Annotated in this window: 19 protein-coding genes; all 19 read right to left on the bottom strand. The window is 53.4% G+C overall.

Annotated features, from left to right (window positions below; genetic code table 11):
* Window positions 1-2: 2 nt before the first annotated feature.
* On the bottom strand, window positions 3-1,199 hold the full coding sequence (locus tag ACWKXX_RS20800) for a thioredoxin domain-containing protein (RefSeq protein WP_172689586.1): 1,197 nt from the start codon (window positions 1,197-1,199) through the stop codon (window positions 3-5).
* Between the two features lie 52 nt (window positions 1,200-1,251).
* Window positions 1,252-2,460, bottom strand: coding sequence for a secretion/conjugation apparatus DotM-related subunit (locus tag ACWKXX_RS20805; RefSeq protein ID WP_172689585.1), 1,209 nt, complete (start codon window positions 2,458-2,460; stop codon window positions 1,252-1,254).
* A 312-nt stretch (window positions 2,461-2,772) separates the two neighbouring features.
* Complete coding sequence (excA, locus tag ACWKXX_RS20810) at window positions 2,773-3,405, bottom strand: plasmid IncI1-type surface exclusion protein ExcA (RefSeq protein WP_172689584.1); 633 nt, start codon at window positions 3,403-3,405, stop codon at window positions 2,773-2,775.
* 60 nt (window positions 3,406-3,465) lie between these two features.
* Complete coding sequence (locus tag ACWKXX_RS20815) at window positions 3,466-5,628, bottom strand: DotA/TraY family protein (protein WP_332942497.1); 2,163 nt, start codon at window positions 5,626-5,628, stop codon at window positions 3,466-3,468.
* 57 nt (window positions 5,629-5,685) lie between these two features.
* Window positions 5,686-6,228, bottom strand: coding sequence for a conjugal transfer protein TraX (traX, locus tag ACWKXX_RS20820; RefSeq protein ID WP_053070179.1), 543 nt, complete (start codon window positions 6,226-6,228; stop codon window positions 5,686-5,688).
* The gene (gene traW / locus ACWKXX_RS20825; RefSeq protein WP_048210062.1) at window positions 6,225-7,427 is read right to left on the bottom strand and encodes a conjugal transfer protein TraW; all 1,203 of its coding nucleotides are present in this window, start codon (window positions 7,425-7,427) and stop codon (window positions 6,225-6,227) included. Before traW ends, traX begins: the two co-directional genes overlap by 4 nt.
* A 12-nt stretch (window positions 7,428-7,439) precedes the next feature.
* A complete protein-coding gene (locus ACWKXX_RS20830) occupies window positions 7,440-7,877 on the bottom strand; it encodes a hypothetical protein (RefSeq protein WP_454540872.1) in 438 nt (145 codons plus the stop codon).
* A 131-nt stretch (window positions 7,878-8,008) separates the two neighbouring features.
* Entirely contained in the window at window positions 8,009-11,062 is a 3,054-nt protein-coding gene (locus ACWKXX_RS20835) for an ATP-binding protein (protein WP_172689582.1), read from the bottom strand.
* Window positions 11,063-11,142: 80 nt separating this feature from the next.
* A complete protein-coding gene (locus tag ACWKXX_RS20840; RefSeq protein WP_454540873.1) occupies window positions 11,143-12,012 on the bottom strand; it encodes a conjugal transfer protein TraT in 870 nt (289 codons plus the stop codon).
* A 46-nt stretch (window positions 12,013-12,058) separates the two neighbouring features.
* Window positions 12,059-12,463 (bottom strand): DUF6750 family protein, encoded by a 405-nt coding sequence (locus tag ACWKXX_RS20845; RefSeq protein ID WP_172689581.1) that lies wholly within the window; start codon window positions 12,461-12,463, stop codon window positions 12,059-12,061.
* A 34-nt stretch (window positions 12,464-12,497) separates the two neighbouring features.
* Window positions 12,498-13,022 carry a conjugal transfer protein TraQ gene (traQ, locus tag ACWKXX_RS20850; RefSeq protein ID WP_172689580.1) on the bottom strand — a complete coding sequence of 175 codons (525 nt, stop codon included), beginning with the start codon at window positions 13,020-13,022 and terminating at the stop codon, window positions 12,498-12,500.
* Entirely contained in the window at window positions 13,022-13,792 is a 771-nt protein-coding gene (gene traP, locus ACWKXX_RS20855; protein ID WP_435977165.1) for a conjugal transfer protein TraP, read from the bottom strand. Before traP ends, traQ begins: the two co-directional genes overlap by 1 nt.
* Window positions 13,776-15,092, bottom strand: a complete 1,317-nt coding sequence (gene traO / locus ACWKXX_RS20860) for a conjugal transfer protein TraO (RefSeq protein ID WP_172689578.1) — start codon at window positions 15,090-15,092, stop codon at window positions 13,776-13,778. The genes traP and traO overlap by 17 nt, the downstream gene beginning before the upstream one ends.
* Window positions 15,092-16,075: a DotH/IcmK family type IV secretion protein gene (locus tag ACWKXX_RS20865; RefSeq protein ID WP_172689577.1), complete on the bottom strand. Its 984-nt coding sequence runs from the start codon at window positions 16,073-16,075 to the stop codon at window positions 15,092-15,094. The genes traO and ACWKXX_RS20865 overlap by 1 nt, the downstream gene beginning before the upstream one ends.
* Window positions 16,076-16,085: 10 nt before the next feature.
* Window positions 16,086-16,787, bottom strand: a complete 702-nt coding sequence (locus ACWKXX_RS20870; RefSeq protein WP_172689576.1) for a DotI/IcmL/TraM family protein — start codon at window positions 16,785-16,787, stop codon at window positions 16,086-16,088.
* Window positions 16,788-16,792: 5 nt separating this feature from the next.
* Window positions 16,793-17,143: a hypothetical protein gene (locus tag ACWKXX_RS20875; RefSeq protein WP_048210070.1), complete on the bottom strand. Its 351-nt coding sequence runs from the start codon at window positions 17,141-17,143 to the stop codon at window positions 16,793-16,795.
* 17 nt (window positions 17,144-17,160) lie between these two features.
* Complete coding sequence (locus ACWKXX_RS20880; RefSeq protein ID WP_454540874.1) at window positions 17,161-20,709, bottom strand: LPD7 domain-containing protein; 3,549 nt, start codon at window positions 20,707-20,709, stop codon at window positions 17,161-17,163.
* A 71-nt stretch (window positions 20,710-20,780) separates the two neighbouring features.
* The gene (icmT, locus tag ACWKXX_RS20885) at window positions 20,781-21,068 is read right to left on the bottom strand and encodes an IcmT/TraK family protein (RefSeq protein ID WP_048210072.1); all 288 of its coding nucleotides are present in this window, start codon (window positions 21,066-21,068) and stop codon (window positions 20,781-20,783) included.
* The gene (traJ, locus tag ACWKXX_RS20890; RefSeq protein ID WP_172689574.1) at window positions 21,065-22,225 is read right to left on the bottom strand and encodes a plasmid transfer ATPase TraJ; all 1,161 of its coding nucleotides are present in this window, start codon (window positions 22,223-22,225) and stop codon (window positions 21,065-21,067) included. Before traJ ends, icmT begins: the two co-directional genes overlap by 4 nt.
* Between the last annotated feature and the right edge of the window lie 4 nt (window positions 22,226-22,229).

Consider the following 22,229-nt stretch of genomic DNA (forward strand, 5'->3'; position numbering starts at 1 on the left):
GGTTACTCCTGGATACTGAGGGAACTCACAAAACGGTCAACCTGTTCTGATGACATTGGATCGGTAATTTTCAAGAAGTGAGCAATTTTATCCGGTGCGTCCAGCATGCCTGTTGCCAGGCGAATGCCTGAGTCAGTCAGTACTGTCGGCGTACCTGAAAAACCGAATGTGCGGAAACCTGTATCGTTTACGGCCACAACGGCTTGAGCCGACGTTGAACAGTCTGAGCTAATCAGTGGAGGTGTTGCCTTACCCGGAACCTGCAAACCTGCGTCCGGTCGGAAAAGCTCGCTCCATGCTACAGCACGCGCTGTCTGGTCCTTCTCGCACAATACCGGAACGATCTTCTCTACGGCATCGCCGCCGTCATTGACAACTGAGACAGGGAAAATAACCACGTTGTAATGCTGTGCCAGTTGTTCGATTGCCGGCTCCATACTTCTGCAGACAGCACAGGTTGGATCGAGGAATGCATACAGCGTACGTTCATGGCCGGTTGACAGCTGGATGGTAAACAGACCGCGATCGGTACTGCGCTTCAGGATGTCTACCATCTTCTGTCGTGCTGACTGTTCCGTCGCTTCTGTTTTTACTGGAGTGGGCGGTATTACCTGTGCCGTTGCTGTCTGCAGTGCTTCAGAAGGGGAGTCCGGTAAAGATTTATGACTTTCCTTCATAATATTCTGCATGTTGTTGGATTCAGCCTGCGCAGCCTGGCTGACTGTATTGCCAGTCGCCGGCGGAACAGTCATTTTGGGTTGTCCCTGAAGAGCTGCAGTCTGCCGTGGCTTAACAGAGGGAATCGTGTCAGGCCCTGCGGGGGCCGTCACTTCAGTGCTACCAACAATGAGTGAGGAATGGTTGCCTGTTCCCATTAGCCATAACGAAGAAGCGATCAGCGCACCGCCAACAAACAAGGCAAGGGCTTTAATTCGCCGTTTTATCGCTACCTTGTTCTGAGTTTTGAGTTGCATTGCTATGGTGTTGAAGACTTCGACCGCATTGTGCATCGGGTCATCAAGAAGCGTCACGGCTTCTGTTGAATACGCATAAAAGGCAATGAGCTTTTTATCATGAATGGCCATGCGCTGTGGTTCTCGGAAGATGAGCAGGGCCTGCGGAACGCCGTGCCCGTGTTGATGTAAAACCACAATGGTGTCGTTAAAACGAAAGGTGGTGTAGGTACTTTCCTGCGACATAAGGAGACTCCGATAGACTGTAAGTTAATTAGTGTTAGAAAGGTGCGGATTTTCAGAAGATGGAATCGTCGTCGCCTCCCGGGCGAGAGATGACATCTTCCGTTAGTGACCAGTTGGTCCGGATGCGACGTTTGCGATCGCGGTCTGGCTGAGGTTCGTCCCAGATTAGCCCCAGGGACAGCATATCTATGCGCAGTCCCTCAATGGCTTCATCGACGCAGGCTTGCGGACAAGGCAATCCGAGTCGGATAGCCTCACTTTCGGTGCGGGTGACGGCGACGATACCCGCTCCTTCAATAAATCCTTTGGTGGTGTTTGCCCGGTGCAGGGCATAGAAGAGGGTGCGGTCCACTCCCTTGAGCCATAACCAGTTAGGCGGTGTCAGCCGTAAATCATGTGCGTACAGCCAGACCAGGCCACTTCTGACGTAACGGTGCTCATGCAACCACTGTTTCGCACCTTCACTCTGGATGACGCGCTTAAAGGCGGTTCTGGCCAGTGCATAGACCGGTACTGAGAATTTCCCCTTATCACGTCGACTTTTGAGACGGCAGGACCGGTTCAGTTCATCCATCAAGGCTTTCGCTGCCGGGCGATCGTCCAGGAAGAACTGAAGCCCGAAGATTGCGAACAGCGCTTTTTCGTGTGGAGCGAGGCTTTTCCATCCATTCAGCGGGCGCCCCAGCTGTGCCATGAAAACAGCCCGGCAGCTGGCAACATCGAGCTGCATGTTGCTGATGAGTTTATGCTCTTCTGCGAAACCCTCTGGACTTTGTGCCGGACGTCTTTCCGGACGACGTTTATCCAGCAGGAGGCGAGTGGTGTCTCCCTCACTAAGGATGGGTGCAATTGCAGGGGAAATGGCTTCCATGGCGAACGGCAGCGTACTGATGTTGAGTACCCGTCGTGTTTGCCAGTTGCGGGCCGGATGGCGTAACCAGCTCCATAGGGACGCAGTGGACAGAGGAATGAGGAATATCATCAAGATCCCCGTCGTTTGCTCCATCACGTTGATCCACTGATCGTACGTAACGTATTCGGCATTATTGGCGGTGACTGCCAACAGGTTATAGCGCGGTGCGGCCCAGGTGTGGAAAGGTCCAAAGTCAGCCATACCCCATAGGATATGCAAAATGAAACATGACCAGTACACAAACTCGGGAAGGTACAGCCATGCGACAAGCAGAACCATAATGCCCAGGATGGCGAGGGCACTGAGAAATTCAAGCGGGTCAGTCGTTCCCGCGCGAGCGGATGTCATGAAAAAGCTCCCTAAATAAAAACGATGAAGGCTAATTGAATAAAAGAGGGCATTAGTGGCTGAGCTTACGGAAAGTCAGTAAAGATATTTTCTGGTTACTACGGCAGGCGATATTATATTGATTGATTAAATATTAGATTATTGTGGATCTGATATGGATCTCCTTTATTAGGGCGAAAGTCAATAAGGAGGGGGTAGTGTGCCATTTATCATTATTAGCTGTTTTAGTGTGAATATTTAGTGCAATGATCTGCGTTAATAAAAATAGCCGGTAATTAAACCGGCTATTTATTGGAGGGTAGTAGATGTTTTTCAGGCAAGAACGGGAACTGGCAGTCCTGTCAGGGCTTCTATCTCGGCACGTTTTTTATTCACAACATCATTGAAGTTAAAGTCATAGCTGTATCCTTTATTGTTCATTGCATGCAAATGGTTAGCAATATTGGATGCAGCACCGGTATCGATAGGAATCATCGGCAGCGATGTGAACTTTGTGAACAGACGCAACTTAGAATCTTCAACTTCCGTACGTGTCAGGCTATATGCATCGAAGCCAATGACATCCATGACGTTGCCTGGGTAGATTCGGACGTACAAAAACGTTCCTTTCTGAAAGTCGAAACCCAGGTAGGTACTCTGCCAAAAGAGCCAGCCTTCAGAGTTACTTTCCGGCTTGAAAAGTCCTGTTTCCTTGATTTTCTCAATAACAGCAAAAATCTTTTTTTTGCGATTATTCGCTATTCCGTAATTTATGATGAATGGAGCGAACAGCATAAACCAAAGGCTAAAGAGAAAAACATAGTCACTTCCAGTAACATAGTCCCCACTTGCTACGTATAGAGTAAATAACGGAGCAAGTAAAGCCAATGTAATAACCCCAAACCGCAAAAAAAGAGTTCTGACTACATAATATGGAAGCCACCATTTAGGGAATCTATCTTTCACAGTTAACCCTCCTTAGATTTTCACTCAATATTATAGCACTACTGGATAGATGTCCACATCTCAACTTTTAATTCCGTCGTTATTTGCTTCACCGGGGCCATTCATGGCCTTCGTATTAACTCCAGGCGTATGGCGTATATTTCTCCCCCCTGCTACAAACATATCTTTTACTGAGCCAGCCATGCTGCCAAGGGTATTAGCTGCATCCCTTCCGCCCAAGAATGAAATCACGTAGTCAGGTAGATATGCCTGTAATGCAAACATACTGGATACTAGAGCTGTACACAGACGGGCATAAATCATTAAGAATCCAACAAGACTGAAAACACCGGTCAAAGAGTTTGCCTGGACGTTGACAAGGGCGGCTCCGAACAATGCGTGTAAGATTGTACCTACAGCAATAATCGCGACAGATGCGAAAAAGAATCCAAATACCATCAGGGTTGGTCGTATCATGGTGTCGATCAAATAGATGTAACCGTATGCTGCGCGGCTACCTCGATCCTGTGATGTACCCAGATGCGTAGCTCCCCACAGAGGGCCAGCAGCGCAGCCAACAAGAACGCTGACAATCCAGTTTCCAATCCCTGTCATCCAGAAAATGAACGGGATAAATGGTAAGTAGATTGATAAGGTAAACCCAGCCGTGAACATGAGTAACAGAAGGAAGTATACTGCTGGAGATATAGCATCCAGACCTTTATTAATCCCGCTAACTGTGCCGGTGGATAAATCAAGCGCTTTACCTACCAGGCTTCCTTCCCCCGCAGCTGCAATGATTCGAACAGCGGTGTAAGCAGTTAATGTGCCTTCGGCAGCTCCCAGCGTGTAGTCACCAACATTTTTCATCTTAATAAGCGGGTTCACTTGTCCATTTACAGAACCTGTTCCACTTAATGAAGTTGCTAAGAAATTGGTTAACCTCTGCATAGGCCCGGCGACAGTTTTCATGAAATAACTATTTGGGTCATTACCATCTACTGCCGTTTGCTCATCGTTTGAGATAGTGGTCCCCAACGCTGGACTGTAACTCGAATTCTGCAATTGAGTTCTGTATGCGCTCATTACCGCACTGAACAGATCTCCGCTGCCCATTTCACCAAGAGAGGACATCCCACTGGTCGCCGGCGCGCGACTGGCAACTTCAGTCAGGCGTTGGTTAGCCGTTGCAAAAGTCTGATACCAGGCGCCGAGAGCCGCCCAGCCGTATGTTTCGAGGTAATTACTGACTGCATCCTGAATGCCATTTTGCTCACTCTGTGCTGGCAACGCGCGCTGTACCGTTTGTTCATAGTTGCTGGCAGCTCGTTGAATACGGGTTTCGATATCCGGGAGTGTGCCGTTACCGTTTGTTCGCTTATTCATAAATCCTGTAACAAACTCGCTGGCCGCACTATCCATATCCTGAATCATTGCTTCCATAGCTTTGTTCTGTGCATCCACGACTTCACGGGTGTCGCTGTTACTGAAGGGGTTAAAGAAGCTGCCGGATCCAGACGATGAGTCCGACTTCTGTTGTTCCGGTATCGTTGCCGTACCACATACAGCACTGCCGTTTGTGACCCGATACGTATAATTCCCTCCAGACGAACCTGATTCTTCCGTCATTCTGGTAGTGGTCGAGCTGGCCGTGCTGCTGTAATCGTCCAGCGCTGTATTGATCGCGTATTTACACAACTGCATCTCAAAAATGCCGCGTGCAGAAGTGCGGGTCGAGGCCTGTGTGGGCTGAACCGTCAGGGAGTAGCCGCTGGCAATATCGCTTGCAGCTTTGGATACCATCAGGTTGGCTGAACCCACGCCCATAATCGATGCGCCCCAGAGGATGATGAGCTGTGACATGCTCCAGCCATTGGCGGTTGGGATAATCATCATAAATCCCGAAACGGTGCTTAGCGTGCTGGTGATATCGCGATCCCCACTGAATACCTTTCCCTGATGCCCCGTTTTATTGATGTGTTTTAGTCCAATAATCACAAACCACACGACGGCAAGTACGGCGATAATTCCATTAAACAGAGCAAACAGATTCCCGATCATCGTGGTACTACCGGCGGCAAGAGGATCCAGCACCACGTCGCCGAAAATAGTGACCAGAGCCTGTCGGGAGAGGTCCTGTGCATTGGTCGCGGCAGATACTATGTCATCGTAAGTGACACCTGCGCGTGCCGGGATAACAGGTATAAGCAGCCCTGCACAAAGCGCACGAAAGAAATTTTTCACGGTAACTCCGGATAAAACATGAATGCCGGGATGGCGATGGGAGACAGAGGAGAGCCGTTATTTTCCGAGAATGGCATCTCGTACGGCATGTGTTTCCTTCCTGAAATGCTGGAAGGTGCCACCTTCAGCAAGACTCACGCGTCGGTTGCGTAATTGCCACAATCGGTAGGTAACGATTAGTGCTTTTGACCACGCCACGCCAGCGCCGGAAAACAGTACTACACAGGTGCTGATCTGGTGTGCAGTGATACTCCCACCGATAATGAATGGCGTTAGTGCTGCAAGCGGAACTGGTATAGCCATAAGCCAGAACAACACTCGCCAGCGCCGGCGCTGGCTAACATACCCCTTATCGAGTTGTTCGGGGGTACACCCGGATTCAGCAACGGCTTTTTCCCAGTCAGGAGATGCTGGCGGTTCGTCGTCGATGTTGAGCTCCGGAAAGGCATCACGCATTCGCTCCAGATTACGTGATGTCATGTGTCGGGCTGATCGCAGAAACCACTTCGTTTCCTGCAGGGGCAGAAATATGCTCAGCAATCCGCGGGTGATACGACCGGGGAGTCCTTTTTTCGGGGTGACTGTTTTTTCAGATGTCATTTGGCTGCTCCCTGGTTCATAGCAGATTCGAGTTGTTTCAGGCGCGGGGCATAGGACTGACGGGCAAATGCGGCAAGAAGCTGGCCGTCGATGACGTTCCCTTTTCTCAGCAACTCCTTAATGTCGTTAAGTTGCCAGTTCATCTGGGCCGTGGTGCGGATGAGTTCACGCGTAAGGTTATCCCCGTCCATTTGCTGCAGATCGGACAAATATGCTGTATTGGCATATCGACGCCCGGCCTCAAACGATTCAAATTCTCGCTGGCTCATGTAGCCCTTTGCTTTCGCCTCCGGAGAAGCCACATCATCAAAATACTGAGCTGCGGAAGGTGACTGTAGTGCTTCTTTCAGAGCATCACGGGTTGTTTCGCTGGGCTTACTGTCAGCAATCAGCGAGAGCTGAGGCTCAGAGGCGGCATCGATAATACCGTTGTACTCGTTGAGTAACCCTACATACGTGCGTCCTGTTACGGTACTGACTTCACCTTTTCCTGGCGTACGGCCTGCCGATGGGCGAGACGTGTTTTTCATGTAGGCCATTGCGGCGTCGGTTTGTTCCTGTGACCAGGAAAGTGCCGGTGCCAGCCCCTCTGGTCCTGCACCGCCATAGATAGAGCGTACCTGGCTGTCACCACCAGGCATCTGGCTAACGGCAGGGCAGATACCAGTCCCGCCAAAGCGGTCATATTCTGCTGCCGTACAGTACGCAGCATGTACGTTCGCACCGTCAAAAGCATCGCGTGCCTGTTCCTCTGATGCAGTGGAAATCCTTTTACGCACTGCTGAACTGGAAACACCTTTGCCGGATGACAGTTTTGACGCGGTGCTGCCTGACGCACTTTTACTTTGTGCTGCCACGCCGGAGGCAGAATCACTGCAGATTGAATCCGGGACCGAGAAACTCTGTCGAGCTTCTTCCAGACGTTGGGTTTCATTGTTGAAAATCATTTGCTGACGGGTGGCCTGCCCATCCTGATTGATCAGGGCACCGATCTTGTCAGCATTCTGTGTGATGGCAGTGCCGGTGGCCTGCTGCATCTGCAGTATTTCGACCAGCGTTGCCTGGATGGTGGCCATCTCAGGCAGGACTTGAGTGGTAATCGGAACGCTGGAGTTTACGTTGACCGTTAAAGCACTGGCAACGGTGGGAAGGCTGGACGCGATGGCCAGCGCCAGCGCAGGGAGATGACGTTGTATCATGAAATTCTCCGTTTATTCGAGTGGGGTAAACACGTCAGGAAGGCGGGTTGACTGTGTGCCGGGAGCGAGGGCTACCAGAGGGAAGGTCTGAAAGCGTCTGCTGATTCGTCCTTCCCGGCTGCGGGTGTCTATGATTGTCAGCCCACGACGCGCGATGCGAGCGTGAGCTGAAGGGGTGATATCCAGTACCGGCCAGTCTCCCGGGCTGAGCTGTGGGGTATCTGACCACTCCGGCCATAGCCAGGTATCATCACTTAGCACCGTCCCTGTAGCTTCAGGCAGCAGCCACTGGACCACATGACGCGATTCCCGCACCGGTTCGCCTGGTTCATTTACCTGCCAGATGGCCGTCGTGACCAGCTGGCGTGGTTGAGCGTTAAGCGCAAGAAGCAGGCCACAGGCTTCTTCTCCTGCCCGACGATCGGTCGCGTACACAGCTCGTGAGTTCACTGCGCTATCTGTTCGGAAGTGTCGCGACGGTAGTACAAACTCCACACCATCAACATCAATCATCAGGCGGGAAAGTCTGACCTGACCCTTTACCGGGCGGCGGCAGCGTGGCGTCAGATGAATGGAACACATCAAAGGTCATACCCCAGTTCGTTAATCATTTCGTCTGCCATCAGTTCGATAACGCCCTTATCGCCGCGGACGCCACTGTTACGCTCTCTGTACTCAATAAGTTTTTTTGCAGACCCGCGAGGAAACTTCTCCGCCAGCAACTGGCGGGCGCGTGCAGTGCCGATCGTCACGGAGAGATTTCGGCGTAGCGCGCCGTCTTTTTTGTCTGAGTTAAGCGACCACAGCTCCAGCGGGCCGAGAGTAAACCGGACAATCCTTGCCAGCGTCCCCTGGGTCGTGCGCATCATACACAGCATCGGTACGCCACTGCCGTCTGCAGCCGGACCGGCTGGCATACGCAAGAATGCATGAAGATTGTGTTCGGGGATCTTAAAGCTGTCCCGTAAAAGGGGAATGTCTTCCTGACGGAAGCGCAGCAACCAGAGGGTGTTGGCAGAGTCGAGCAGGCTTTTAGGGTAGTCGGTGAGAAACTGGGTACTCAGCACCGTGCGGATGCCAAATTTACGCTGTTCCCTGTCCTGTGTATCCAGCGCTTCGAAAATGAAATCAATACCCTTGACGTTGTGTAGCTCGTCGTAGATTTTGGTTTTCATTTCGCTGTCGAGCTGGTTGATACGCCGCATAATGCCCGGTAGATAGGCCTCCGGCAGCGTTTTCAATATCTCTTCCTGGTACTGTGGAAGCGTAAAATCACCTGCTGTTATGTGCCCAGCAAAGAGGAACATGATGCCTGTTTTCAGTCTGCCTGCCGGAGTCTTATCGCCGGCGACATTGTTTAAGTCTACGGCAATAATGCGTGTGTTCGGATTCAGCGCGAAGCGAGTCCTGCTGGCCATCATCGGATAGTCCTGCCGGGCCTGAATCATGCAACGCTCAATGTACTCCACCAGGGGCTCCTGTGAGCCGTTACGCTGTATTCTGCCAAAACTCTCCTGAATTACCTCACTTCGTAGTAGAGCCGGCATATCAGCGAGTTCTGGTACAGCCTGATAGTGCGCCCGCTGAGCTGCGGATAACTGTCCACGTTCATGCAGGAGATCACGTACTTCGTACCATGGCGTCGCCGTCCACCAATCCTGATCGTGTTCATCCCTCAATCCGGATAACTCCAGTGCCTCATCCACTTCAGGTTCTACGTTTGACCGGAACATGTTCGGCTCAACACTACTGCGCATGTCATACGCCAGATCAATCAGGCGATTTACTATCTGCCGGGTATCTGTCGGGTTAGGGGGCGTCCCTTTATCGGGTTCAATACAGAATGCCGTCAACATGGACGCGATAAATTGCTTCTCAGGCGTTACTGGCTTACGGGCACCATAAAGGATATCGAATACATTACGAGACTTGGACGGATCATTACTGAGAATGATACCGACGGCTTCATCCTTGCGTTCCTCCGGCAGACTGTCACGTATCAGCTGTATCAATCCCATAGCGCTGAATCCTTTATCGATATGCGCCACATAAGGAAGTGAAACCTGAGCGGAAGATACCTGTATTTCCGTCAGGGTATTAATCAGTACCGACTTACCCAGGCCTGAATCGCCAGGGGCAAGCTCGGTGTGCTTGTTCTGGCGAGAAGACCCCAGTCCAACTTCCCAGGCGCATCCGTCTTCCGTGTGCAGCATCAGATTACCCTCCCCGCGCCAGACGGTACCCGGTCGGTTAAAGGGCAGCATAGAAAGCGCATGGGAGAGTGGCGGATAAAGCGGAACGGGACCTGAGCCTGCTGATGCGGCCAGCATGGTATTGACCCACCCCCTGCGGGGATCGCCAAACGTCGTGGTTGTGTTACATACTCCCCAGCCCTGCAACGCTGATTCAAGCAGCATTTGATTACGGGAGCATGCTTCTCGGGAACGCCCCCAGGTGGAAGCCACAATGGTCATCACGCAAACCGGATCGCGTTCATCCGTTGCAGCCAGCTGTGTGAAAGCGTCATAAAGCGGACGAATAGAGGGAATAAACTGTCCAAATGATGAAACAGTTTTTTTCCAGCCCAGTGCCTTCATCCCGCCTGGCATGATATCGATCCGTATACGCCAAGGAACGGCACGTGGAACCAGCTTAACCAGTTCATTGAAGGGGCTGGGGTGCTGAGGCGGCAGCGTTATGGCTACCATGCCGTGCCACAGCCCCTCTGCATATACCAGATTATTTTCTGTTTTCGGTGTGCAGCCAAATACCTGAAGATTCAGGAAGGGAGCAAGCAGAGCCGTGGCGTCACCCTCCTGAAGCGTACCCGATGGCGCGGCCTTCCCAGGTAGCGCCGGGCGCCATGCTACTGATGTGCTGTTGCGCGCTGTTTCACGTCTGATTTCATTGCAGAACTCAGGCACGTCGAGTAGGCGAACAAGCAAGCCGTCTCCGCCGCGTACGAGCGCCTTTTCAAGTGTGGTGATAAAGCTGTCATGCCGGATCTTAAGACCAGACATTTGCCAGCGCCAGGGCTCCTGGCCAAAACGCGTGACAGGCGCTTTATCCTGAATGGTCCGAACGGTAGCGTTGAAATCGGTTCTTTCCTGATGGCTCACCAGGGTCGGTGAACTCCAGACGGCTAGCCAGCATCGCTCACGGACAAGCCATGGGGATATTACGTTCACCTTTTCATTGAGCAGGTCATCCAACTGGATGCCGATGTGCTGAATGGAACGCTTTTGCGGGGCGATCATGGCGCTGACTTCGTCACGCCCTTTTTCCGGGTCACGTTCAAAAATGAAGGCCAACTTGTGTCCAATATTTTTCCATGTGGTGCTGAGTGTGGAAGCGAGGTGCGCGATCATTCCTTCAAACGCATCCGGATGGTCGGCTGCAGCTGTTTCTGACAGTTCACGCAATGCCCCGGAAATCTCGAATACCGAAAGGTAATAGCCATGATGGGTAACGCCAATATAAGGCGCTTCCAGCCAGGGTCTGAGCTCCAGGTCTTGTTTGTCCAGACCAATCACTGTGCGAATGTCGCAATAGTCGACAAAGTCAGCAGAGACGGCGAAACGGGAAAAGGTGTTCATAACGTCTTCAATGGCGAAGACAAGGCGGTTGATATTCATAGCAGTGAAGACTCCACCAGGATGGCGTGTATTGTTAAGCGCGGCGCTTCTCTGGGCGCATCTGCGTGATGAGGTGCGCGTCAGTGTTGCGTGACAGTGGTACCAGGGGACAGCGACGATAAGTTTTTTGTCTGCGGAGCGTCTGACAGCACGTCACTGTCCGTTACTGAGTCCGGCGTCAGGATCAACGCCACTCCATTCATTTTCTGCCGCATTTCATCGCGTATTACTGGGGGGAATCGTTTTAGCGCATCTGCATAATCAGCAGGGCGCCAACCTCCGAAGCGTTCCTCCAGAGGAAATCGATGCCGGGTCAGTTCCGACAGCACCCGTCGACCTTCCCGAATATTTCCAGGTTTGTTGCTGAAGACGGCCTGCAGGGCTTTTCGGTTCAGGGCAACGACATTACGTGGGTGCAGGTCCGGTAGCCAGACCATTACCCCCTGAGCAGCAGCAAACCCGTTAAGGGCATGCCAGGCATGGCAGATGTAACAGAGGTTAAACGGCAGAGTGAGCCGTTCAAACTCAGCATGTTCAGTGTCAGACAGCAGACAGGAGTCGGTCAGAAGTGCTGTGGGTATGTGGCGCAAAGCGAGGCGGCGGGCGGCAAGTGATGCGTGCTGCATCCCGGTTCGTGCGGCTTTCAGTGCCCGCGTATATTTCTCATATTCGCTCGGTACCTGCGGAGTGGAGCGGGACTCCAGCTGAGCCAGCGTGTCTTTCGCTCTGACGAGTCTGGCTTCTGCATCCTGCGCGTCTTCCGCAAGTCTGGTTAATGGCAGGGATTCAGGTAACACAAACAGATGTTTCATGTCAGCACTGCAGCAAAAACAGCGTCCCCCTGAAACCCTCTCGGGGGGAGGAAGTAATGGGGTTGTAGTATGGACAACATCAGGTACCGGAAGTGGATGGAGCCACGGAAGGTCAGGTGTTTTTTTCTTTGTGCTCATTGTTTACTCCTGAAAGGGTCGGTACACACCGACCCTTTCCCTGTAGTTAGCTGATGTTGACGGAGCTGGTACCAAGCTGTTTCTGAGTACGGCTCATTACTTCAGGGACGACAGCCAGCAGACCGCCGATAGCCAGACCTGCACAGCAGCGGCCGACAGTGATTTGCGGGTTGGAGCCAACTTTTTTGAAAGCCAGCAGGGAACCGATGAAGATGAATACGCCGATTGCCTGAGCGATTTCCAGACCGGAAGTTTTACCGCTTTTAGCACCGGCAGCGGCGCTACTAAGCATGTCTGCGAGATCGCCATCAGCGAAGGCCATACCGGGTAACAGGAACGTGACCAGGGCACACAGCCCCTGAATCATTCGCTCACGGAACTTCATCATGGTCAGCTGGCAGAAAATAACAACGGCATAGATACGCGCGGAAATAGCACGGAAAAGTGACATGGTGTCTCCTTGGTTTATAAAAAAACGTGTGGTGTTAGAAAGCGAGTCCGAGAGTTGCGAGTGCGGCATCGATGAGCTGAGGTGAAAAGACCATAGCTGTGCCAGCCATCAGTTTTACTGTCGCGGCACGAATACTTTCGCTTGAACTGAGCGCGGTATGCCCCTCAAGTTCTGAACGTCGAAACATATCGAGTGCCGCATAGACAAATCCCACCCCTGCTAGCCGAACCAGGGACAGGACGGCGTTAGCAGCCCCAGCAGCAACGCCGTATGTGGCGGGCTGCACATAAGCGATCGCATCAAAAGATGTAGCGCCAAAGCCGAGTTGCGCACCACTGGCATTAATGATGGAGGGGAGAGATACCAGTGCTGCACAGGAAAAAAGGCCAATAGCGAACTTGCCCGGAGCCAGGGGGCCTCGACTGGAACGTTGCCGAACCAGAAGTGCGATGAGGCCAAAAAAACCAATCATCTCGGACCAGCTGAACAGTAAATCCAGTCCAGAGGTGAAGATGCCTGAAGCCAAGTTCTCTATTAGCGTGATGGCATCCAGTGCCATTAGCGCAGGGTCCCTCCTGTTGTCACTACAGATCGAGTTGCGGGATCAATCTGACGAATAGTGACGTTACCCAGCGAGTCCCCCTCCCGGACTGACCAAGTACTTCCCTGCCATTTAATCCACGCCATTCCCGCTTCCAGCGACATGATTTTCATGCCCGAAACAGCACTGGCTGTCTGCCGTTTTTTGGTCTGGGAAGAAGGTCTTGATGGCTCAGTGGAGCTTGCCTTGGTTTCCAGCACAGCCAGCTTTTGTGTCAGGTCATTAAGCTGAGATCGCGTTTCTACCGCGTAGGCCTCATCCCGCTTGATTGCATCAGACAGACGGGTAACGCTGTCTTTGAGCGACGTCAGGGAGTCATTTATCTTTCGATCGCGGTCGTTCAGCTCGTCACGGATATCCGTCATCATGCTCGCCGCGTCGCCCTGGGCCATGGGGGGGGAAGTTTGTGCCGTCGGCTGCGCAGCGGGGATGGGGGCTGACTTGTGCGAAATAGTCTCAACCGCACCAGGCGATGCACCGTCGAGCGTATTTTCAACCTCACTGAAGCTGCTTTCAGACGGCGTATTATTAGTAAATGACAGTGACGGACCGAACAGGTACCAGAGGCTGGCCACTGCCAGAAGCGTTATCCCGAGAAGCCACGGCAGAGAATAGCCAAGCAGCAGTTCTCGCTTCCAGAACGGCGGTTTCTCACGGGGATCTGGCGCGCCAAAATCATCCTCGTTTTCCAGCGCTTCTTCTTCAGGTGTGTCAATTTGCTGATTCATCATTGTTCCTCACGGGTACGGTATCGCCATACTGACGACGGATTTCAGCCTGGCGGCGCGCGATGGCTTCCTGCAGGCGGTTTTCGGTTTGCTGCTCTGCAGCTGCGGGTGCTGATACGGTGTTACTGATAGCGGGGCGTGCCGCTTTTTTGCTGCTGACAATGTCGTCTGCAGTAACCGAGTCAACAAAGAGAATGGAGATCACTTCTTTTTGCTTCACTGTGACCTGCCGGAACGGCTCACGGGCCATCTCCTGCTTAATGACTTCGGCGCCGGTCTGGGCTGTACCTCCGACCATTACGCCAGCCACTGTACTGCCGTCAGGTTTCCCCACACGACCGGTGACGGTACCAACACTGGATTGCATGACCTGCGTGTTAGCATCCTTGTACAGCCCACCCAGATCACCAAGACCACCCAAAACAGCGGGCAGAACGATGTGAGTTCCCCATCGATGGTTAACATCAGAGGCCACTGAAGACATCAGGTTTTTCTCGCTCTGAGCGCTTGCATTGACGTTCAGCTCCATGCCGTTCCAGCTCATACTGGTAAACTTGATATCCAGTCCATTGCCGGCAAGTTTTACGGATGAGCTATGAAGTCTGGCGCCAGCCAGCGGCCCGGCAGGAATGACCGCAACCACCTCCGAGTTTGGGTTATCCGAATCCACTGCTGTCTCCATATAACCGGACGCACGAGTGAGGGAAGGGATAAAGACCTGTGCGTTTTCTGTTCCAGTTGTTACATCTGTCCGGCTGCCCACGTCAGTAGTTGGGGATGTCCGAGTAATGCTTGCCAGTGAAGTGGCAAGTACCGGTGCGTCACCGCCAGCCTGCGCGGCACTGATTCGCGTGAGTAATTTCTGCAGCTGTGCCTGTCGTTTCTCGTTTGCTTGCTCTTCTCCGGCCGTGTTTTCCGGGTGGCGTGAAGATGTTGCCGGCACTGTACGTGGCGGGTCTTCTGATGCTGGTTTTGTTACTGGCACCTTATCCGGAGGAGGTTCAGTGACTTCAAGGCCTACCGGGAGACTGGCGATAAAGGATGAATCGGTCCTGGCGGCTTCTTGCGCGCCTAAATCGTTTGAGGCTTTCAGGAGCTCACGGTACCGCGGACTTTCCGTCGTGGTGGTTACGGCACTTGATGCCGTACCGTTAAGGTTGACGGCAGAATCCTTTCCTGAAGGGTCGTGTGTCAGCCATGACACTAACCAGTAACCTGCGGTCAGTAAAACCAGGGCTCCAAATCCGATTATTGAAAAAAGTTTTTTGCCGTTATTACCGACATCATGTTCTGCGCTCATTACTGAAGCTCCGGCGTGACGTGAACGGATTTCCCGTTTACTGAGAAGGTCAGTAACGGGGTGACGGGTAGTTTCCAGAGATGTGTGCCGTCCGCTGAAGAGAGCGTTTGTTCAAATTCATCGCGCAACATTGCCCGGGAACGAACCATCAGGTCGTCCCCGCTTTGCCAGATGACAGTGTCAGGTACGTTGCCCTGGAACTTTAGGCGACGGGCATCTTCTGGCGGAGTGCCATCCAGAAAGGCCTGCAAAGTGGTGCTGTGGAGTGCGATTTTATCGACCGACGCGCCTGGGGCTGTAGTGCCGGGACCCAGGCGAGGGACGCGTAAATCCAGTCGACTGTCGATCTCCTGGCTGGCCGTGCGGGTGTCTGTTTCACCACTTGTAACATTAATCATGATCGGGACATCGAGTCCCTTCAGATATACGGAAATGTTTCCTGCCGCCCAGGGGCGCAGCGGTGTTATCGCCAGCATGTTGGTACCAGCATTGAACTTCACATCAAAACTCTTTGGACTGGCGTTAATCGGCGGATCCGACTGTGGCCACGGTGCGCCACTGATGTCCGTCAGGGTGACGACACTCTGGTTGTTCATGGCCGTGCGTACCAGTGGGATACTGGCCCCAGGCGAAAGATTAAGCGTTAGTGAGCTGATGCGCGGAACCACGCTTATCATCGGGGCATTGACTGAGCGCTCGTTGTCCGTCAGTCGCAGACGCAGCTCACGTATCTCATCCGCTGACAGAGGCGAGTCCATGCTTGCCGCCTCTTCTACCAGCGGAGAACTTTGTCCAGGGGCTGGGAGTTCCCCGCTAATCCGGGTAGCCGGTACGCCCGTTGTCTGCGGCTCAGTACCTTGCGGGACTGACGCTGCAGTTGTTGCACCAGGTGTTCTGGCGTCCTGCCAGCCAGTATTGTCAGCGGCGGCCACGAGAGCCGGACCACACAGCAGTAGCGTGATCATGAGATAAGGAAGTTTCATGGCGGGAGCCTCAGAGGTTGCGGGGAGCGTTGCGTGAGATCATCTGGCGGATTTCCATCCCGACGGGTTTCTGCCGTGGATCTACTCGCTGGATGGTGATTTCGAAAACAAATGGCTGTTCTGGTTTACTGGTCGTCTGGCCAACCAGACGCAGACGTACCGGATACTGCATAGTCCAGAACCAAGTTCCGTCAGACAGACGTCCACGCCGGATGACGACACCAGCCCCTACGGAGCCGGTAAGATTCATACGCTCACGCTTCAGGGCATCATAGATATTGGAGTTGGTCAGCGCCTGAATGTAACTGGCGTGCCCTTCTTCAGAGAACAGCGATGCTGTGGAGGATACCTGTTCACGATAGTGAACAAAGTCCAGGTTAAAGGCCCGCATCAGAGCTTTGCTGCCAAAGGCGATTGCATCGTCCTGACTCCATGCCGGTTCGGATGTGGGGGCCAGGCGAACCAGGCGCCCGCTGTCGGTGGCAAAGTAATCCCGTGGCTGCTGTATCAGGGCCCAGGTCAAGCCGGCGTTGAGGATTATGCTGATAAGCAGGCAACTCCCCAGCAGGAGATTGCTCTTCATCAGCTCTGGTGCCATTTTCTGGCGTTTTTCTGCCGTCATCATCATTTCCACGGCGTCGTTCAGCGGATCCTCCGCAGGGGAGGAGGCCCGCCCCTTTGCAGGGGGGGCTGGTTGAGTTAGTTTTGGCATAGGTTTCAGGAGTTGAAGTTTTTCCAGGGGTCGATGTTGTCTGGGATCTGTTCGTTGACCTTATCCAGGGCTGCTTCGCAGACCTTATTTTCCAGTTGCGAAATGATTTCATCGAGGCCGGGGAATTGCGGCAGGGTCACCTTGACGTTCTTTATACGGGACAGACAGGACTGCAGGGAGGATGAGACATTGCTTTCGCGCTGTTCCCAGGCTGTGGCGGCCGCCCTGGCCCGCTCATAACCAGCCTGACTACCCGTTTCGGCGGCACTTCCTGCACGGCAGGTCGCCGCCGCAGCGGCGGCAGAAAAAAGCATGAAGCCGGACAAAAGGCCGGCTTTAAGCATGTAATATCGCATTCTCTCTCCTTATCGGCTCAGCGGCCGGGGCTGTGGGAGTGTTCCTGATGAAGTGCTTTTTCCTGTCTGCCCTCCGGCTTTCGGGCGTCATCCCATTGTTTCCAGGTCTGTTCAAAGCCAAGACGCTGGAATAGGGTGTCTGCCTGTTTTTCCGGTGAGTAGATTCGGGCGGGAAGTGGTGTGTCGTCTTCCCGACCTTTCAGGTGGAACGTCATCAGCTGAGGGGCGGCACGGGTGGTGCCGTCGGGTTCAAAATTCACCGCCTGTCCGTAACCCGCAAAGCGGGGGCCGTCGTCGGTGATGGCATTGATAACCAGCTGACTGTTATCGGTGGTTGGTGTGGCCAGTGCTGGATACAGCGTGCCATCCAGTCGCACCATACCCTGCAAGTGTTCCCCCGCTGACTGTACAAGCAGTAGGTCTAGCTGGTTTGACTGTGTGTCCATAGAGGCCATGACGGGTACCAGCCTGTCTGGTGCGTCCGTAGATGGTGGTGAAATGCTGGCCGCCGCTACTGGTGACTTCACTGGATGCCTGTCTTCACCCAGATAAAACTGGCGTTCCTCCAGTCGGGGGGGGAGCTTCAGGTCTGTGGTGTACTCGGGCCAGGCCTGACGGATTTGCTGAGTGAGACGGCCGAACGTATCAACCGGGAAAGCCTGAAGGGGTTGCCCCTGCTCTGGTCGATCGTGTGGCACGGCAATACCTGTCGAGGCAGCCGTCAATGACCAGTTATTTTTTACGCGTTCTTTTTCTTCACCTGGTACATGCCAACTGTCTCGGGAATTGAGCGTCAGCGTTACCACATCGCCTGTTTTGTGGTGTGCGATCATCTCCTGTAAGTCCTGCCCCCAGTAGGTATGACTTCCACCACGGTTCTGTAGCTCGATGAAGAAGCTCTTGCCCTTTTGCTCTTTATTTTCGTACATCGCTTCGCCAAAGTTCTTGAGTACCGCCGTGACGCTCTGGCCTGGTTTCAGTGCGGAGGGGGCGGGCTCCGCGGGCATCTCAGGGACCTTGATGCTGTCGGCTGTCTTAGACGCTATTGTCTCACCAGTGGGTGAAACGGCAGGCTGTATTGCGGCAGCTGCCTGTGCCTGTGATGTCGGATTTGGTGATGTGGGGGCCATTGGTGTGCCTGGAGCGTCAGGGGTAACAGCTTCAGGGACGACTGTTGCCGGTGACACTGGCGGTTCAGCGTCAGGCGATGGTGTCTGTCTGTTCAGGTCTGGTGTAGGAATGTGTGTTTTGATGGAATCACTGGAAGCCCCCATCTGTTGCCGCATTGCCTCAAGCTGCGCGCGCTGCGCAGGCAACTTCATGCGGATATCGAGGTCATTTTCGATAATGAGCCACATGGCCTGCTCTTTAAATTCTGTACTGCCAGTGAGTTCCACCACGCCGCCGTAAAAGCGTGATGCAACGGCCAGCGCGGCGAGTACTCTTCGTTTGTCCTGACTGGCGCCGTTACACATTTCAAGTCTATTACCGAGATCGCGAAAGGCATCTTCTCCGTCGAGGCGATAGAGCACCGTGTTGTCGCGCTGCTCTTCCGTTGACAGGGCTTTGATGATTTTGTCCAGATCTTCTCGCTGAAGCGGTTCCGGTCTTCGCGGCCCGTAGACAAGCCCATCCGCTTCATTCACCTCATTCTCTGCCGTTTTCGCTCTGTCCGGATTCAACTCTGACGTGTCTGCTTCCCCACCGGTAGTCTGTGTCTGTTCCTGTTTTTGCCTGGTTGAGGGGGCCTCGAAGGGGTGTGGAGGGATCGGTAATTCTGACGAGCCCGGTACTGGAGGCTCAGCGTCTGTATTATGTAATGCCGCCTCAGGTTTTACTGCCTGCTTATCCGTTTCCTGCTGTTCATGGGTTGTCAGTTGTTCCGGAGCTGGCATAAGGGGCAATCCGTCAGACTGACTGTCCAGCCATTCAACAACCTGTGGGTCGTCCATCTGTGCCCGTATGTCTGCATAATCATCCAGTTCCAGGACGGGTGCAGACGATCCTGCTTCGACAACTCTCTGGCTACTCTCCCCGGTATCTGCGGAAAAGGTCATGCGCGACTCATCCGTATTGCCCTGTGTTTCAGGAATTAAAACGTCAGCATCTCTTGGGAGCGTGGGTGCTTGCTCATCGTGGGCAGAATTACTCTCATCCGGTGCCACATTGATGCTGGCTTCATAGGGCTGTAACACTTCGGAGGGAGCGATAATTTCTGGTTCTGCCGGAGAGGGAGGTACTGGATTTTCTGGCTCATCCAGCCTGTGACTTTCAGCCGATATAACGGCAGGTTCGTCCGGGGCAAGTGAAGTCTGCCCGGATACCGTTTTTTCCGGATTTTCCATTTTTTTGTCCTGTAGTGAGAGAGATTGTTCAGCGTCGGGTATGTAGCCTGTCCGGATGTCGATGCCAGCAGACCGAAGACTGTCGTTGATAAGCTCGCGAAAGGCTTCTCTGCCCCGACTGGTATCGAGGTCATTGAAGTCTGTCATCGATTGCGCTTTTTCCTCTTCGGTAAAGTCAGGGACGATAACCTTACCGTCCGTGAGCTCTGCGGCTTTCTCAGCGCTGAGGATGCCCTTATTTTCGGGTTGTCCTGTCTGTGAATTCTTCAACTGATGATCGTTGTCTGCACAGAAAATAAAGGTACTGTCAGGCCAGACGGCACGTGCGTTCTGGCCAACGGCAATCATGTTTCCCGCATCGATCGTCATCAGTACCGGCAGACCTGATGCCTCATGCATGGAAGCTGCTGTGGCATACCCTTCAGCAAACAGCAGCGGCTGTCCATTCTGCGGGGTCCCCAAAGCAAACCAGTTACCTGTTTTTTCACTGTCTTTAAGGATGCGGGCGTCTTTACCTCCTGTGAGTGGAATACGCTGGTAAGAACGGATGTCGCCATGGGCGTTGCTGAAGGGGATCACCAGCTCTTGCTTATCGTTGATTCTTATACCCGGAGCAGCCTCTACTCCCTTGCGGGTCAGATAACCGTTTGTAGTGGCCTGCGGGTACCTGTCAACATATCGGGCAGCATACTCCGCCTGGCGGTTGTACTGTTGCTCAAGAGCACGGGCGTTGTCTTCACGCGTTTGCTGGGCGTGTGCACGGAGATGAATACGCGCAAGCGGATCCATCTCGCCACCTCCTGAAAACACCCACTGCGTCGGTTTAGCGTCGGCACTGCGATAATCGCGGTACCATCCGGCAGGGCGCCCGTCCAGATAAGCCTTGTAAGCTCCGCTTTTCGAACCTTTCTTGTCCTGTTTCGTCGGTACACGCTGAAGGCTGCCGTCCATCACGGGCAACCCTTTAACAATCAACCCTGCTTCTTCGAGTTTTTGTGCAAACTCTGTTACCGGATCGTCTGCATTCATTGACAGTTCATGTGGACGGGGCATCCATCGTTCAAACTTGTTCAGGTCGGCACCTGGTCTGGCATACCAGAGCCTGTGCTCATTGTCCCATTCAAGGGCTTTCTTGCCATTGTCGAGACGTGGGTGGGCATTGATGGCGTCGTCCTTCTCTTCGAGAGGCACGGCAAGCCATACTCGGTGACTTTTTTGCATGGTCACATTCCTGGAAGATATTGAGGGAGGCGCGCGGGTGCGCTGTGGAGAACGTGCGGGTTACATCGGGCTCAGAGACCGGTCCAGTCTCGTGGTTTCTCAACGAAATGTCGGTACCACCAGGGCCGACCAGAGGCAACCTTTCCCCTGAAGGTACTAATCACGCGCCGGCAGATGGCACGAACACTCCAGCCAAAGAAATTCAGAGCAACAAAGAATCCCAGAATGGCGGAGCAGATATACAGCGTGTTCATGGATGGCCAGCGAAACCAGACCAGGTAAAGCAACAGGAACGGCAAAGGAATACCAAAAAAGCTGACTGGCGGAGTAGCGTAACGCCAGAATCCCTGTCGTTTCATAGCGTTAGTTCCTTACCTGACAGATAGAGAGCCGCTTCGTTTCTGTCTATATCACCGGTTATGAAACCTTCCCGCACCTGATCGACAATACGCCGCTTTTCCAGTCTCAGAATAGTGTCGATGTGCGCAGGCCACTTTTCTGACGGGATATTCTGAAGCGCGTCGCGTAAGCCATCGTCGAATACGATGTATTCCCGCAGGGCACGACGTTTGCCGTCAGTCGTTTTGACAAGTACTTGGACTGCGATGAAACGCATCATACCAAGCAGCTCCCATGCACGCGCATCCCGAATCTGAGGCGGGAACAAACCAAGTAGTCGGTTCAGAGTTTCACCTGGTGATTTAGAGTGCAGAGTCCCGATAGTCATGTGCCCACTTTCCCCGGCTTGAACAGCGGCTTCTGCAGTTTCAGTATCGCGGATCTCCCCGATTCCGATGACCTCCGGGTTACGACGCATGGCGGAGCGGAGCCCATCTGCAAAACTTGCCACGTCACGTCCCACCTGAGCCTGATGCGGTGGCAAAAGGTCATCGGGGCGGCCAAGAATGTACTCAACCGGATCTTCGTAGGTCACAATCTTGCGGTCAGGTTGCGTGTTCTGACAGTGTCGATATAACGCCGCCTGAAGCGTTGATTTTCCGGAACCTGTTTCGCCGCAGATGAGACCCAGCCCGGTTTTTGGCAGCATGGAAGCCGCGAGGTCGGGTTCGATACCCATCTTCATAAAGTCGGGAATGATGTGGGGGATCACGCGCAGCGTGACGGATAGTGCCTTTTCTTCACGTGCAGATGTCCCCTGAATAATGTGCGCGCGCAGCCGCACGCGCTCACCCCGCTCCAGACCATAACGCCCGTGCATGTCGCCGTCGATCTGAATGGCCCTGTCCGATGGTTTACCGCCCTGTACACGGGGGCGCACTTCTGGTCCCAGCAGGTCATCAAGCATATTACCCAGCATGGTATTAGGCAGTACGGTATCGGAGACTCTTTCTCGTCGACCGTAACGGCTGACAGAAACAGGGGAGCCACCAACCAGGTCCACGTCACTTACAGCCTGCGCTGAGCACCAGGCAAAAAATGTTCTGAACTCGTCAGCGGTATAAGCGCCGCTGAACGGAAAAATCCCGAACTTATCTGGGATAAGAGATGTTTCCACGAGA

This window comes from Enterobacter sp. UPMP2061 (assembly GCF_053709615.1).

What these genes read in the sequence shown, in the direction of transcription:
- ACWKXX_RS20800 (WP_172689586.1), bottom strand. Translation starts at nt 1,199, where the DNA reads ATGTCGCAGGAAAGTACCTACACCACCTTTCGTTTTAACGACACCATT.
- ACWKXX_RS20805 (WP_172689585.1), bottom strand. Translation starts at nt 2,460, where the DNA reads ATGACATCCGCTCGCGCGGGAACGACTGACCCGCTTGAATTTCTCAGT.
- traX (WP_053070179.1), bottom strand. Translation starts at nt 6,228, where the DNA reads ATGACATCTGAAAAAACAGTCACCCCGAAAAAAGGACTCCCCGGTCGT.
- traW (WP_048210062.1), bottom strand. Translation starts at nt 7,427, where the DNA reads ATGATACAACGTCATCTCCCTGCGCTGGCGCTGGCCATCGCGTCCAGC.
- ACWKXX_RS20835 (WP_172689582.1), bottom strand. Translation starts at nt 11,062, where the DNA reads ATGAATATCAACCGCCTTGTCTTCGCCATTGAAGACGTTATGAACACC.
- ACWKXX_RS20840 (WP_454540873.1), bottom strand. Translation starts at nt 12,012, where the DNA reads ATGAGCACAAAGAAAAAAACACCTGACCTTCCGTGGCTCCATCCACTT.
- ACWKXX_RS20845 (WP_172689581.1), bottom strand. Translation starts at nt 12,463, where the DNA reads ATGTCACTTTTCCGTGCTATTTCCGCGCGTATCTATGCCGTTGTTATT.
- traQ (WP_172689580.1), bottom strand. Translation starts at nt 13,022, where the DNA reads ATGGCACTGGATGCCATCACGCTAATAGAGAACTTGGCTTCAGGCATC.
- traP (WP_435977165.1), bottom strand. Translation starts at nt 13,792, where the DNA reads ATGAATCAGCAAATTGACACACCTGAAGAAGAAGCGCTGGAAAACGAG.
- traO (WP_172689578.1), bottom strand. Translation starts at nt 15,092, where the DNA reads ATGAGCGCAGAACATGATGTCGGTAATAACGGCAAAAAACTTTTTTCA.
- ACWKXX_RS20865 (WP_172689577.1), bottom strand. Translation starts at nt 16,075, where the DNA reads ATGAAACTTCCTTATCTCATGATCACGCTACTGCTGTGTGGTCCGGCT.
- ACWKXX_RS20870 (WP_172689576.1), bottom strand. Translation starts at nt 16,787, where the DNA reads ATGCCAAAACTAACTCAACCAGCCCCCCCTGCAAAGGGGCGGGCCTCC.
- ACWKXX_RS20875 (WP_048210070.1), bottom strand. Translation starts at nt 17,143, where the DNA reads ATGCGATATTACATGCTTAAAGCCGGCCTTTTGTCCGGCTTCATGCTT.
- ACWKXX_RS20880 (WP_454540874.1), bottom strand. Translation starts at nt 20,709, where the DNA reads ATGCAAAAAAGTCACCGAGTATGGCTTGCCGTGCCTCTCGAAGAGAAG.
- icmT (WP_048210072.1), bottom strand. Translation starts at nt 21,068, where the DNA reads ATGAAACGACAGGGATTCTGGCGTTACGCTACTCCGCCAGTCAGCTTT.